This is a genomic window from Echinicola soli, from assembly GCF_006575665.1.
GTDB classification, from domain to species: domain Bacteria; phylum Bacteroidota; class Bacteroidia; order Cytophagales; family Cyclobacteriaceae; genus Echinicola; species Echinicola soli.
In genome coordinates this window covers 3,473,382-3,488,669 of the sequence record NZ_CP041253.1, presented here as the reverse complement: position 1 = coordinate 3,488,669, position 15,288 = coordinate 3,473,382, and the positions used below count along the sequence as shown (strand labels likewise).

Annotated in this window: 10 protein-coding genes and 1 tRNA gene; 10 read left to right on the top strand and 1 reads right to left on the bottom strand. The window is 42.7% G+C overall.

The genetic code is table 11. The annotated features are described in order from the left end of the window. The first annotated feature begins 105 nt into the window (after positions 1-105). Positions 106-564 carry a peroxiredoxin gene (locus FKX85_RS13765; RefSeq protein ID WP_141615277.1) on the top strand — a complete coding sequence of 153 codons (459 nt, stop codon included), beginning with the start codon at positions 106-108 and terminating at the stop codon, positions 562-564. 232 nt (positions 565-796) lie between these two features. Here the strand turns inward: FKX85_RS13765 and FKX85_RS13760 are convergent, their stop codons facing one another. After that, positions 797-1,453, bottom strand: coding sequence for an ABC transporter ATP-binding protein (locus FKX85_RS13760; RefSeq protein ID WP_141615276.1), 657 nt, complete (start codon positions 1,451-1,453; stop codon positions 797-799). Positions 1,454-1,808: 355 nt separating this feature from the next. Here FKX85_RS13760 and sucC point away from each other — a divergent pair, with 355 nt between their 5' ends. The 9 genes from sucC (at position 1,809) to FKX85_RS13715 (ending at position 15,288) form a co-directional block, all read left to right on the top strand. Beyond that, on the top strand, positions 1,809-3,026 hold the full coding sequence (gene sucC, locus FKX85_RS13755) for an ADP-forming succinate--CoA ligase subunit beta (protein ID WP_141615275.1): 1,218 nt from the start codon (positions 1,809-1,811) through the stop codon (positions 3,024-3,026). 55 nt (positions 3,027-3,081) lie between these two features. Further along, a tRNA-Arg gene (locus FKX85_RS13750) sits at positions 3,082-3,155 on the top strand. A 1,044-nt stretch (positions 3,156-4,199) separates the two neighbouring features. Further along, positions 4,200-7,265, top strand: a complete 3,066-nt coding sequence (locus FKX85_RS13745) for a SusC/RagA family TonB-linked outer membrane protein (RefSeq protein WP_141615274.1) — start codon at positions 4,200-4,202, stop codon at positions 7,263-7,265. 30 nt (positions 7,266-7,295) lie between these two features. Then, the gene (locus FKX85_RS13740; protein ID WP_168196269.1) at positions 7,296-9,134 is read left to right on the top strand and encodes a RagB/SusD family nutrient uptake outer membrane protein; all 1,839 of its coding nucleotides are present in this window, start codon (positions 7,296-7,298) and stop codon (positions 9,132-9,134) included. 295 nt (positions 9,135-9,429) lie between these two features. After that, the gene (locus FKX85_RS13735) at positions 9,430-12,030 is read left to right on the top strand and encodes a metallophosphoesterase family protein (protein ID WP_141615273.1); all 2,601 of its coding nucleotides are present in this window, start codon (positions 9,430-9,432) and stop codon (positions 12,028-12,030) included. A 131-nt stretch (positions 12,031-12,161) separates the two neighbouring features. After that, on the top strand, positions 12,162-12,932 hold the full coding sequence (locus tag FKX85_RS13730) for a glycosyltransferase family A protein (protein WP_141615272.1): 771 nt from the start codon (positions 12,162-12,164) through the stop codon (positions 12,930-12,932). A gap of 125 nt (positions 12,933-13,057) precedes the next feature. Then, positions 13,058-13,303, top strand: coding sequence for a bestrophin family ion channel (locus FKX85_RS21915; RefSeq protein ID WP_394344987.1), 246 nt, complete (start codon positions 13,058-13,060; stop codon positions 13,301-13,303). A 350-nt stretch (positions 13,304-13,653) separates the two neighbouring features. Then, entirely contained in the window at positions 13,654-14,058 is a 405-nt protein-coding gene (locus FKX85_RS13720) for a DUF3302 domain-containing protein (protein WP_141615271.1), read from the top strand. A 51-nt stretch (positions 14,059-14,109) separates the two neighbouring features. Then, positions 14,110-15,288, top strand: a complete 1,179-nt coding sequence (locus tag FKX85_RS13715; protein ID WP_141615270.1) for an HlyD family secretion protein — start codon at positions 14,110-14,112, stop codon at positions 15,286-15,288.

Below are 15,288 nucleotides of genomic sequence, written 5' to 3'. Positions count from 1 at the left end.
AAAAACCTGTTAGCTTCCAAACATCTTTCTTTGATTTTTGTTTAATCCCCTGTTTAGTATTTTATACATTAAGTAACTTTAACAATCTCAAAATCAATTTCTAATATGGTTCTTCAAAAAAACACCAAAGCACCAGACTTTTCCCTCCCCTCTACAGCTGGGCTAATTTTTCGGCTATCGGAAAATTTTAAGGGAAAAGCAGCCTTGATTTTCTTCTATCCAAAGGATCAAACCAAGGGATGCACCCAAGAGGTCTGCAGTTTTCGTGATAATTTCCAAACGTTTAAATCCCTCGACATCCCTATTGTTGGCATTAGCAGGGACAGCATTGCCAGTCATCAGGAATTTAAACAAATGCACCGTCTGCCATTCGAATTGCTTTCGGACGAAGATGGAAGTGTCTGCAAGCAGTATAAAGCCCTCATGCCTTTGATCAAAATACCAAAGAGAATCACCTATTTGCTTAATTCAGCCCATGAAATCATAGCCGTCCACGAAGGGCTCTTTGACGGCCCCGGGCATGTCAAGACCATGATGGAGGAGGTGAAAGGGTTGGAGAATTGAATGTTCTAAACAAACTACAGATTTTCAATTAGTTTATCGGAATAAACAATAGGTTTCATTTATTAGGTCATCAACTTAATGTCTCCAGCATCTGGGCGGAGTCCTGGCACAATGTTAGCATTTCAAATTCCCTTTATCTAAAATTCCTGCTTTCAAATCAGAAACAGCCGTTTGTTTTTTTGCTTTACACTTTTCCATCCCCATCCTGATACTAAATACTTCTCTAATATCCCTACTCCGAAACGATCATTCCATCCTGCATGGTAAGCATGCGATCTGCCATTTGTGCCAGTTGCTTATTATGTGTAACGATGACAAAAGACTGCCCAAACCGATCCCTAAGGGTAAAGAAAAGCTCGTGCAGTGATTCTGCACTTTGTGTATCCAAGTTTCCGCTGGGTTCATCTGCAAAAATTATTTTCGGATCATTTATCAGTGCCCGGGCGACCGCCACCCGCTGTTGCTCTCCCCCACTAAGCTCGGAAGGTTTATGCGCTAACCTGTCCTCTATTCCCAAAAGCCTCGCCAATTCCTTAGCTTTCTCTTTTAACTCCGTCTCACTTTTTTTTGCTATCAATCCGGGAATGATGATATTTTCGGCTGCTGTAAATTCCGGAAGAAGATTATGAAATTGAAAAATAAACCCTACTTCCTGATTTCGGTATGCAGCCAGTTTATCACCTTTTAGCGTGGTCAGTGATCTATCATCCACCGACACATGGCCGTTATCAGCATCATCCAACGTGCCCAGAATATGCAATAATGTACTTTTTCCAGCACCAGAAGCACCTACAATAGAAACAATTTCGCCTGCGGCGATGTCCACATCCACTCCTTTTAACACATGGAGGTCTCCGTAATATTTATGAATGCCTTTAGCTCTTAGCATAGTAATAAAATTAAACGATTTCAAAGATAAAACTTCTTAATAGAATCGTCCTATATTGGACGTGTTTTAAATGTTAAAGACATCGACACATTGTGCCGGGCTTAAGAATCGATTTTAATTCGTCTGTCCTCACAATGTCCGTCACCTCTAGCCATAAAATCATAACAGCCTCCTTTCTACCAATATCCCCAGCATCAAAGGGTTAAAGCTTCAATTGAAATTTTGGAGAACTCCATTATCCATAAACCTTCAAAACCATGGCTATCATAACTTCTATATTTTTGGGAAAAAGACCTGTTTAATCCTTGAATTATCGGCCTTTGGTCATTAACTTCGGGCAAAAATTTTCGCTAGGATGAATATACACGAATATCAAGCAAAAGAAGTTCTTAAAGGATACGGAGTGAAAATTCAGGAGGGCATTGTAGCCGAAACTCCTGAAGCAGCACTCGAAGCAGCCAAGCAACTCAACGCAGAAACAGGTACCTCTTGGTATGTGATCAAAGCACAGATCCATGCCGGTGGACGTGGTAAAGGTAAAATTCAGCAAACCGGTTCCAATGGTGTGGTATTGGCCAAGAAGTTGGACGAAGTGACTGAAAAAGCCAAAAACATCCTAGGAGGCACCTTGGTTACACACCAAACTGGCCCTGAAGGAAAAGCCGTAAACAAAGTATTGGTAGCTCAGGATGTTTACTATCCAGGTGACTCTGAGCCAAAAGAATATTACCTTTCCATCCTACTGGACAGGGCCAAAGGGTGCAATGTCATCATGGCCTCCACAGAAGGCGGTATGGATATCGAAGAGGTAGCAGAAAAGACCCCTGAAAAGATCATCAAAGAATGGATCGATCCTAAAGTAGGACTTCAGGCTTTCCAAGCTAGAAAAGTAGCCTTTGCCCTTGGGCTTTCAGGAAATGCCTTGAAGGAAATGGTCAAATTCATCTCTTCCCTTTATAAAGCATATGATTCGACCGATTCCTCTCAGTTTGAGATCAATCCTGTGTTGAAGACTTCTGATGACCAGATCCTGGCAGTAGATGCCAAGGTAAACTTAGATGACAATGCTCTCTACAGGCACCGTGACCTAGCTGAGTTACGTGATCTAGCTGAAGAAGATCCTTTGGAAGTGGAAGCTGGCAAATCCGATCTAAATTATGTCAAGCTAGACGGTAACGTAGGCTGTATGGTAAACGGTGCCGGACTTGCCATGGCCACCATGGACATGATCAAGCTTTCCGGTGGTGAACCTGCCAACTTCCTTGATGTAGGTGGTGGAGCCAATGCTACTACCGTAGAAGCTGGTTTTAGAATCATCCTGAAAGATCCTAATGTAAAAGCTATCCTGATCAACGTATTCGGCGGTATCGTAAGATGCGACAGAATCGCCAGCGGTGTGGTAGAAGCCTATAAATCAATTGGTGACATCCGCGTACCGATCATCGTAAGGCTTCAAGGCACCAATGCCGAAGAAGGTGCCAAGATCATCGACGAATCTGGACTGAAAGTATCCTCTGCAATTACGCTAAAAGAAGCTGCAGAAAAAGTTCAGGAAGTGCTTAAAAACGCATAAAAATAGTTTATATTTGTGACCGATTTGAGAGCAACCGATCTCAAATCGGTTTCAAGCGCGCGTAGTTCAACTGGATAGAATATCGGATTTCGGCTCCGAGGGTTGAGGGTTCGAATCCTTCCGCGCGTACAGATTAAGCCTGGTGATTATTCATCAGGCTTTTTTGTTTTCAGCCTGTAAATTCAATAAGAATCAAAATAGGGCAAGCGGAAAAGTTGAGAGCGTGAATCCCTTTATTTTTATATGGTTTCTTTTTTGTTCTTTTTCCACAAGTCTCCAAAACCCAAAGCTGTTTGTTTTCCATGAAATTTGGAATCCGTCTGCAAAACACTTCGTGTCTTGGTAAATTCGTGGCGACATACCACATGAACGGATACCTTACCCCGTCCACAGAAGTATGGCTTGATCCCTAAAAAGCATACAGAAAATCACATTTTTTTTATTGTCGTGATTCACATTGGTTGTACTCCTCTATAAAATCTTACTCCTTGGTAGCCTTGTCGCTCTTTATTTCGGGCGCCATACCCAAAAAGTTTGGACCAAGCAATATTTATGGGGGGATGAGAGATTTCCAAGTGGTTATGGTAAGCATATTTCTCATTAATGTAGCAATAGGAATGCATGCTCCATTATAAAAAATCAGCATAAATCTTATTAATCTGCGCCATCTGCGTGCTATCGGAACCAATCCAATCCCCCCAACTTTTTCGCTTGATCCAATAGTTTCTTGTATGTCTACCACTATAGGTACGACTCCCTACAAGCACCTAGGTGATCTTATGGCAATATTTTTATTTTCTCCTTTGCCCCTATTGAGCCTTTACAACTCCTGAAGCTTCAGACATCTGACGATTTACTCCCGCTTTAAAAAATAAGTATTTATTACTAATTATCATTTACCAGCTCATTAATCAATCGTGTACATTTTTACATAAATGCGAAAGTATTTTACTTTCATTTTAAAAGAATTATTCAATCAGGTAAAATATTAACAATACTACAAAACTAATTTTTTAATACATTTTATTTCACCGAAATCGATTCCGTAACTTTTTATTCTACTTATGTTGATCAAAGCAGAATAAAAAACCAATTTTAAAACACCCCTAATCGTAAATATATCAGCCTGATATTTACATAAACCTTTTATTTTCAATCAATAACCCCAAAAGAATGAAAGACAATTTTCACAAAAAATCGGTAGTTTTTCTACTACTTACACTTCTTATCTGGTCAGCTAAAGCACAAAATGTGCAGGTATCCGGCCAAATAAATAGCGAAGACGGCGAGCCTATTCCTGGCGCTACTGTTTTGGTAAAAGGCACAACGATAGGCACATCGGCAGACCTTGATGGACAGTACGCACTGGATATACCCCAGGAAGGAACCTTGGTATTCTCTTTTATTGGATACGAGACGCAAGAAATCCCAATTAAAAATCAAAGCACCTTAAACGTCACCCTTACCTCTACTGTATCAGACCTGGAGGAAGTAGTTGTTATTGGCTATGGTACAGCCAAAAAACGAGATATTACTGGTGCAGTGTCCTCTGTCGTTGCAGACAAGCTCGAAAATGAAAACCCTAATTCTGTCCAAGACATCCTCCGCGGAAATATAGCTGGATTAAATGTGGGACTCAGCACTACCGCCAAAGGCGGAGGAAGCTTACAAGTAAGGGGAAGGACATCCCTTAATGCCGGAACGAGCCCTCTATTGGTATTGGATGGAGCTATCTATTACGGTGAATTGGCAGATATCAATCCGAATGACATCCAATCCATGGAAGTACTGAAAGATGCCAGCTCTGCTGCGGTATATGGGGCCAAGGCCGCAAATGGTGTCATCATGATTACCACAAAAAGAGGAAAAAAAGGAAAGCCACGAATCAAAATCAATTCCAATGTGGGAATCGCATCTATTGCTGCCGAGGAAAAAGCATATGGCCCTCAAGCCTTCCTAGACTGGAGAACGGATGTATTCGAAAGTACCAATGCGGGGGGCTTTGACCCCTACGAATTTTCAAACCCAAACACCCTTCCTTCTGACATATCTGTCGAGGAATGGATGGCTTATGATGGATCCACCGGTGATCCAGAAACGGTTTGGTTACAAAGAATTGGACTACAGCCCATCGAAATTGAAAATTACAAGGCAGGTAAATCTGTAGATTGGTACGACAAAATATACCAAAAAGGTCTAAGACAAGATTATACGGTCAGCATGTCTGGGCAAGGAGATGACATCACTTACTATTGGTCCCTGGGATACCTTAATAATGAAGGCGTGGTCATTGGAGACGAGTTTGAAACGATAAGAAGTAGGTTAAACCTAGAGGGAAAAATAAACAATTTCCTTACAATAGGTATGAATACTCAAATTGCTATTCAAGACGAAAGCTCTGTCGCTGCTGGAAGTGGATATTATACTGAGCTATCACCTTGGGGAAGCGAATACAATGAAGATGGTTCATTAAAGTTCCGGCCAAACGAAGAGCAAAGCGGTGGCAGACACCCGTTATATAACAGGGAATTCACTAACAGATTAGATAAGGACTTCACTTTAAACTCCACATTATATGCGTCAGTCACCCTACCATTTGGCTTTAATTTCAGAACAAACTTCTCTCCCAGATATACATATTACGAAAGATACAATCACCAATCGGCTGAACATGAGGACTGGGGACGTGAAGGCGGCCTAGCCTCTAGGAGGCAAATGAAAACACATTACTGGCAAATAGACAATATCCTAACCTGGAAAAAGACCTTTAATGAAGTACATGACTTTAATGCCACCTTCCTGGTCAACGCCGAAAAATACCAAAGTTGGGACAATACCATGAACAACGAAGGCTTCCAACCACATGACAGACTAGGCTACCATAAAATCGACTCAGGCATTCTACCCACCATCTCCAGCAATGATGAATATTCTACAGGAGATGCCTTAATGGGCCGGTTATTATATACCTATGACAACAGATATTCCACTACACTTTCCATAAGAAGGGATGGTTACTCAGCCTTTGGTCAGAGTAACCCAAGAGCTACCTTCTATTCTGCAGCTGTTGCCTGGACTTTTACGGATGAGAATTTTGACGACCTAAATTGGCTGGATTATGGCAAACTCAGATTGTCCTATGGCAGCAATGGCAACAGGGATATTGGCCGATATGTAGCCCTGTCTGACTTAAATACGGGAAAATACTTCTACCAGAATGAAAGTGGAGAGATTTACCTTGTAAACCAGCTATATGTAAACAGAATGAGCAATCCGAACCTGAAATGGGAAAGAACCAATTCCATAAACGTAGGACTAGACTTTTCCATGTTCAATGGAATTGTCGACGGTACACTAGAAATGTACAAAATGTATACTAAAGACCTGCTCGTAGAGCGTAGTCTTCCAGATATTGTTGGGTTTAACTGGGTATATTCAAACCTGGGTCAGGTGGATAACAAGGGGTTTGAACTTTCCCTCTCCAGCACGAACATGCAGCGAGAAAACTTCACATGGAGAACTCATGTCAACTTCCAATTAAACCGCAACGAAATCGTAAGTCTATACGGAGACTTGGATGAAAACGGCAATGAGCTTGATGATTATGAAAATGGCTGGTTTATCGGACAAGCCATTGACCGTTACTGGAATTACAAAACAGACGGTATATGGCAGTTGGGGGAGGAAGATCGGGCAGAAGAATACAATCTCCAGCCGGGCGATTATAGATTAGTAGATGTAAACCAAGATGGCCAATTTACGGAGATCGACGACAAGCAATTTTTAGGCTACTCCGAACCAAGGTTCAGATGGAGTTTGAGAAATGAATTTAAATATAAAAATTTTGATCTTTCCTTTATGCTTTACTCTTACTGGGGACATGATGGTGCTTTTAACAATTTGAAAAATAGAGCCAGCTTCCTTGACAGAAGAAATTCTTATGTCACTCCCTACTGGACAGAGGAAAACCCAAATAAGGAATGGGCCAGACTGGCATCCGATGATGCAGGAGTACCCTTTGACGTTTACAGGAAAAAATCCTTTATAAGATTTGAAAACATCTCCTTTGCCTATACCATGCCTAAATCACTCGTGGAAAAAGCAAAAGTAGAAAATCTTCGTATTTACTTCAATGTCAGAAACATTGGTTACTATGCTCCTGAATGGGATTGGTTTGATCCTGAAAACAATGGAGTCACTCCAAGATATATGACACTGGGAATAGACCTGACGCTGTAAATGAAACCTAATTTTCAAAATCGAACTATTATGCATAATAAAATATATAAACCGATCAGCTTAGCTTTAGCAATCATGGCTTCTGGAGTGTTGATATTCTCCAGCTGCAGTGAAGAATGGTTAGAGCCAAAACCTCTATCCTTTTACGCCCCTGAAAACACCTTCAATCAAGCAAGTGGTCTTTGGGGAGCCATGGTCGCCTGTGAACGGAATCTTCGTCATGAACTCACTGGAGATGGGGCTCCAATTTTGACAGAACACATCTTTTCAGAAGTGGCGGTGGAAGGAACCACAGACAAGTCCGGCCCTGCCCAAGACATGAACAAACTCATCACTCCTGACGCCAACCTCAACAGCGTTAACACCAACAGGATTGGATGGTATTGGTATGAGGGATTTAAAGGCATCAAATACGCCAATGTAGTAGTGTCCCGAATTGATGAACCACAAGACTACGAATCCGAGGAAGAAAGGAACCATATCCTCGGCACGGCATATTTTCACCGGGCAATGCGTTACTATCGTCTTACCCACCAGTTTGGTGATGTCCCATTGATTTTGGAAGAAATCAATAGTCCTAAATTAGACTTCTATTCCACCGACAGAAAGGTCATTCTCAGAAAACTGAAAGAGGACCTGGAGTTTGCCGAGCAATGGGTCCCTGAATACATGGATCGCGGCCGGGTCCCCAAGGGTGCCGTCCAGCACTTATTGATCAAGGTTAATCTTGCACTAGGGGAATTCGATGATGCCATCGCCGTAGCCAACAGACTCATAGATGGAGGCACTTATGAACTCATGACCGAGCGGTTTGGTGCGGTGGACAGCTACCCTGAACGGGATGTAATCTGGGACTTACATCGACCTGAAAACAAATCCATTTCTGCCAATAAAGAAGCCATCCTAATGGTCATGGACAGAATCAACGTTGAAGGAAATTCTGGTGGCATAAGCTCCATGAGGCAAGCTGTTCCTTTTTACTCACGCAATATAAATACTCCAACCGGCAATAAAGGTACATCTGACCAGCCGGGGATCGATATTGATTTGGTTAACACTTATGGGAGAGGAATAGGCAGATTAAGGGGAACATGGTACCATCAAAGCATGATCTGGGATGACGAAAAAGACCTTAGACATGCTCCAGGAAATTGGATGACTATGGAAGACTTGGTGTATAACAACCCAGATATCAAAGACAGTGATCCTTACTATGGCGAACCTTTACAAATGAGAAATGATGACGGTGTTGTACTCCTAAATGATACCATTAGATGTTGGTTTGATTGGCCACATTACAAGGTTTTTATTCCTGATCCCGAAAACAATCAACCAAGAGGGGGAAATAGTGATTGGTATATTTTCCGACTTGCCGAATCCTATCTTTTACGTGCAGAAGCCTACTACTGGAAAGGAGATTTACAAAACGCAGCTGCCGATATAAATGCCGTCAGGACAAGGGCGCACTGTGATCCCTATACAGCAGCGGAAATAAATATAGGATCCATTTTGGACGAAAGAGCTAGGGAGTTGTTTTATGAGGAACCAAGAAAAACTGAACTCACCAGGGTCTCCTACATATTTGCCCTAACTGGAAAAGTAGCCTATAATGGGAAATCCTATAATGAGGAGAACTTCTCTGATGAAAACTTCTATTTTGACCGCATGATGGAAAAAACGGATTATTACAATAAGGGCGTATACACCATTCACGGGGACACCTATACGCTAAGCCCTTATCATGTGCTTTGGCCGGTGCCTGCTGATGCTATAAACTCCAATACAAGAGGAAAGATCAATCAAAACAAAGGTTATGCTGGATATGAAAACAATATCCCACCACGTAATAGTATTGAAGAGGGACTTTAAACGAATTTAATCAACAAGGGGTTTATTATAAGGAAGGTCAGTCTTTTTAAGGCTAACCTTCCTTTTTTTATACCACCTCCTTTCACTGAACTTAACAAGCAACTTAATCTTTTGTCTAATGTTCATATTGGAATTTATAAAGCTAAATGCAAAATTTTATCAAGCCATAAGTTTTCATTTTATTTCCTATCAATAAAATAACTCTTCATTTCCCTTTCTTTTCAGCTCATTTATGGCTTAATTCATAGGTGCTTTGGACTAATTTGATCACCACCTCTATCAGCAAACGGAATAAATGAAAAGACGGAAATCACTAAAAATAATGGCATTGGGTGCTTTGACGCCTGGAGCGGGCATCCTCTCTCCCCTTTCAGAAACTGTACACTTATTGGATAAAACTACCAACCTTCATTTCGAAAGTGATTGGCAAAAATGGCCGGACATGGATTGGGTGGGTCCTGAATATTGGGGCAACCGCCTTCAGGACTGGAAGATAGAAGCAGGTAATGCTGTTTGTCAGCTAAGTGCACCCAACCGGACCCTTCACTGTCTAACCACCCAGGTAAAACCGGCCCAAGGCACCTTAAAAACGTCCGTGGATATAAAAATAGCTCAAGATCTTCCATCTTCAGATGACAATTATATTGGTATCCGATTGGGCATAAAAGGTAAATTTGATGATTACAGATCGGCTGCAGTACATGGCAAAGGTACAGACATCGCCATTACCACTTCTGGGAAGCTAAAAATAGCAGATCAATTTGTCACCATTGACAAAGACCTGTTAACTGACGATGTCACGTTGGCCATCCAAATTGCTGACGGTACCAAGAGCAAAGTTCTCCTGACTTCTCCTGATGGGAAACTCCAGGAAGTCAACATTCCCAAAAACATTATCTCCCCCACCAATTTAGCCGGAAACGTAGCATTGGTATCCTCCTTCCAAGAAACAAGTAAAGCAGAAGCCATTTCTGCTGCCTTTTCCAATTGGAAAATTGCTGGATCAAAGCTCGCCTCATGTAGCGAACACGAATACGGCCCCATTTGTTTTGCGCAGTATACGCTACACAAAGGAATCCTGAAACTCACAGGGCAGCTTGCTCCAGTGGAAAAGATAAATGGTTATCAGGTGGTCTTGCAATTGAAAATTGATGGACAATGGAAAGATGTGGGGAATTCCACTATTGACCCGCTTTCCAGGACGGTTCATTTTCGCCATGAGCAGTGGATCTATAAAACAGCCGTTCCTTACCGGATAAAACTGACCCTTCCACTTAGCGAAGGCCAACAGGAATACCACTATGATGGAAGCATCAGCCCACTGCCTGAGGAGCAGCAAAAAGTAAAGGCGGCTGTTTTCAGCTGTAATTGCGACTATGGCTTTCCCGATGTGGAAGTTCCCGAATATGTACGTCACCACCATCCCGATCTGGCGTTTTTTGTTGGTGACCAATTTTATGAAAGTACCGGGGGCTTTGGCATCCAAAAGTCCCCTGTGGATAAGGCAGCGCTAGATTACCTTCGTAAATGGATGATGTTTGGCTGGTCTTACCGTGAAACGTACCGTCATATTCCCTGCGCAATCATCCCTGATGACCATGATGTCTATCATGGCAATATCTGGGGTGAAGCCGGAAAAGCTGCCGATATCACTAAAGGCTGGGGTGCTCCTGCCCAAGATTCCGGTGGCTATAAAATGGAACCCCGCTGGGTCAATATGGTACAAAAATGCCAAACATCACACCTTCCGGATCCCTATGACCCCACTCCTGTCCAGCACGGCATTGAGGTATATTATACCGATTGGGTTTTTGGAGGTATCAGCTTTGCGATATTGGAAGACAGAAAATGGAAATCAGCCCCAAAACATGTGCTTCCCGAGGAGGCAGACATCTGGAACGGCTGGATCAGAAACCCTGACTTTGACATCAAAAAGCACCGGGTCAAAAAAGCAACATTACTCGGTAACCGCCAGTTGGCTTTCCTGGACCACTGGGCTGGGGATTGGACCGGAGAGGTACAGATGAAAGCGTTGGTGAGCCAAACTATCTTCAATACCGTCTCTACTCTTCCGGCCGAAGCCATGGACGACTCTGTTGTTCCAAAAATGGAAATCCCTCAACTGGGCAAATACGTATCCGGTGATAAAATCAATGGTGATATGGACAGCAATGGCTGGCCACAAGTAGGAAGGGACAAGGCCATCGAAAAGATCAGAAAATGCTTCGCCTTCCACATTGCAGGAGATCAGCACCTCGCCAGCTTTACCCAATATGGTGTGGACGAATACGGTGACGGCGGTTTCGCATTTGCCGGACCGGCACTCAACAATATCTGGCCAAGAAGGTGGTGGCCTCCCATCTCCAATCCTCAGGAACACTCTTTGGACACTCCGCTCTATAATGGAAACTATGAAGATGGTTTTGGCAATAAGATGACCGTAAAAGCAGTGGCCAATCCACGAAAAACAGGAGTAGAGCCTGCCATCGTATATGACCGGGCCACAGGCTACGGCATTATCACCTTTGACAAGAAGGCCCGCACCATCACCACCGAATGCTGGCCAAAATATGTGGATCCATCAAAGTATCCTAACGGACAGTATGCAGGCTGGCCAATCACTATCCAGCAAGAAGACAATTATGGCAGAAAAGCGGCCGCTTGGCTACCTGAGATAAAGGTCAATGGTATGACCAACCCTATTATGGAAGTGATCGAAGAAGCAACAGGAGAAAGGGTCTATTGCATTTCGCTAAATGGGAACACCTTTACGCCAAAGGTATTTAGCAAAGGGACGTTTACTGTAAGGATCAAAGATGGCGACACAGGAAAAACCAGGGAAAAGAAAGGCATCAAAGCTTCCTTATACCCCAAAGGAACCGTAATGCTCAGTTAAGAATCTTTGAAGCGGTCACATTAGCTATATTAACTTTCCAAAGGAAATGACATATAAGACATTCTTTTACCTCCCTTGCAAGTCAACGAACATTATACTACTTTCAGGGCATCAAAAATCACGTTGACCCCATGGTACGCTCATCATTTTCAGCTATTGAATTAACTTACGTCGTACCTGTTTACATCGAAAACTCCGATGTTAAGATTATGGACGACTTTATTTCGAAATGTGAAGAGTATGACCAGGAAATACTAGGGAAGGTCCATTTTGTTTTCGTAGATGATTGCTCCCCGGTAAAAGTAGAAATCACCTCCCAAAAGCTCAGTTTCACCCTAGCGCGTATTTCTGACAATATCCCTTGGAACCAAGGTGGAGCCCGGAACCTAGGAGTACTTATCGCCAAATCGGCCAAACTCGTTCTTACCGACCTTGACCATACATTTCCAGTAGAAACATTGCGGCTTTTACTAGATCAGCCGATACCTAAGGGCATTTACAATTTCAAAAGATTAAAAAATGGAAAGCCTCACCATCCGCACCCAAACACTTTTTTCTGTAGCAAATCAACGTTCTACAAGTCACTTGGCGTGGACGAGGAGTTCTGTGGACATTATGGTTATGAGGACATTTACTTTATAGAATTGCAAAAAGCACTAAAAACCAAATTCAAGACTTTTAGACGTCATTATGTATCTGTAAAGGAGCACAAAGAGTTGCCAAGAGAAAGCCACCATTCCTTGATTCGTAATACCACTGTAAACGAAGCACTCCTAACTAAAAAGAGAAAATTCCTTCGCACTAAAACACCTTTCCGGGGACATAGTCGTTTGACGCTAAACTTTCAATGGCAAATCGTAGAAGAGCATCCTATTTCTCGTGATGAAACACCCTATAGGTGATCTTATTCAGAAGTCATTATTTTCGCAACAATATCATTACAAAAACAGTATTTAGCATCAAAGACATGGCCATTTGGACGCATGTCGAAACCTAGCAACTTGTTGGAACTGGGCTGATTGAAGTATTGATTTATACACTGAGTGACCGTTTGATACAAGTCCCATTTACCCCAATTGCGCTAATCGGTACAGCTGTCTCGTTCATTATTGGTTTTCGGAATAATTCGGCACATGGACGGATCTGGGAAACCCGGCAAATCTGGAGAACTATTGTTAATTCGTCCCGCACCTTTTGGAATGATGGCCAAAACCTGATCAACAATTACTATTCCTACTTTGTCATGTTACGGTTATTTAATGAGATTCCTTGAAGCGACGAGAAAACCTGTCCCGATACATTGGGAAGGGTTCTTTTTAAGGCACTTTCTTAATTTGCCAAAGTGGAACTATGCTGTTTCTCCTTTAGCAGACGAAGCCATTCATACCGAGATGTGACAGCCCTATATTGGTCAGGAATTATATTGCATGGATTTATAATTTTTCACAAGACAGCGGTATCAACATCCCTTCTCATCTTTTAAATCCACTAACTTTAACTATCATCAGTTTACCTTTGAGGAAATCAACTTTTCTGATCATCTAATCCCCAAGGAGAATCCTTCACCAACTATTAAGTTATTGGGCTATACCAACCACAAGAGTTCTTAAACAGCAATTAAGTATGAAAAGCAGTTCACTATTTAACAAGCTATTGATGTTGACAATTAGCATTGCATCCTCGCCATCATTGCTCTATGCCTCTACTTTCGAAGACAAATTAGCTGACATAGTGAGCTGGATTGCACTTATCGTAGCCCCTATAGTGGGAATCGGAGTCTTCCTTATGGTCCATGTCCTTCCAGAAAAAATTGCCGAAAAGCGACAGCATCCACAAGCCCAGGCTATCAAGACCCTCTGCATCTTATCGCTAGTTTTTGGAGGGCTGCTTTGGCCATTGGCCTGGCTATGGGCCTATTCCAAACCCGTTTTCTACAAAATGGCCTATGGCACCGACAAAGGGGATTACCATGAAGAGACACTGAAAGAATTTAACCAAAGCAAAAATAAAGATCAGGGCGATTCCTGAAAATAGAATACCTAAACGATCCATTAGTACCCTTAATTCCACCTTTGCATCATGGAGATATTATTACTACTGATATATGCCGGTATCATCTGGTTGATATTTTTTAAATTTAAGCTCCTGCCTTGGAACACCATTACCCAGGTTACTGTCATTACTATACCTGTCGTGGCCATCACGTTACTCATCCTTTTCCTTAATATCGTAGCGCCTTCATCGCATGATGTCAGGGTGATGAACTATAATGTCGAAGTAGTCCCACGTGTCACTGGACTGGTCGTGGACGTACCTGTAGAGCCCAACGAACATGTAAAAAAAGACGATACGCTTTTCCTGATAGATCCTACACCCTTTCAACTAAAAGTAAACACCTTGGAAGCAAAACTTCCGGGATTAGAGGCTAAATTGGTCAGTGCAGAGGCTTTCGATCGGGAGTTGGAATCTCAACTTACCACGGCCAATAACCACATCAGGGTCATCAATACCCAAATAGATCTGGCCTTAAAGCGCCTGGACCAAACCCGCGAATTGGCCCAAAGCGGAGCAGGATCCCGTTTCGATTTTGAAGAGGCAGAAACCAACCTCAAAAATCTGGAAGCCCAACTTGCCGTGGCCGAATCTGAAAAATCCCAAATAATCCAAAAACTCTCCGCTCAATCCAGTGAAGGTGAACTAGCGGAAATTTCCGAAGCCCGTGCTGTCCTTGAGCAGGCCAAATCTGACCTGGCACTGGCAAGGTGGGAACTGGATCAGACCGTTTATCGTGCCCCAGCTGATGGAAGAGTAGTCAATCTGCAATTGAGGACAGGTGCTATGGCTGTCCAATTCCCCATAAAACCTGTGATGACATTTGTGGAAGATGAGCAATGGGTCGTAGCCCTCTATGCACAAAATGAGCTGCGGCTGGTGGAAGACGGAAACGAAGCCGAAATTGCCATCAAGACCCACCCAAACACGATCATTAAATGCACAGTAGACCACATCGTCTGGGCCAATGCGCAGGGACAGCTCACCACTAGCGGCAGAATCCCCGACACCCGTGAGGAGGGACATCACGAAGGAAGATTTGCCGTACGATTAAAAATAGACGAAAACGAGGATGTTTTCTTGGCACCAGGAGCAGTAGGGCAAGGCGCCATTTATACGGAACACGGAAAATTAATCCATTTAATAAGAAAGGTTATAATACGGGTGGGAACCAAACTGGATTGGCTGATTATTAAACTACATTAA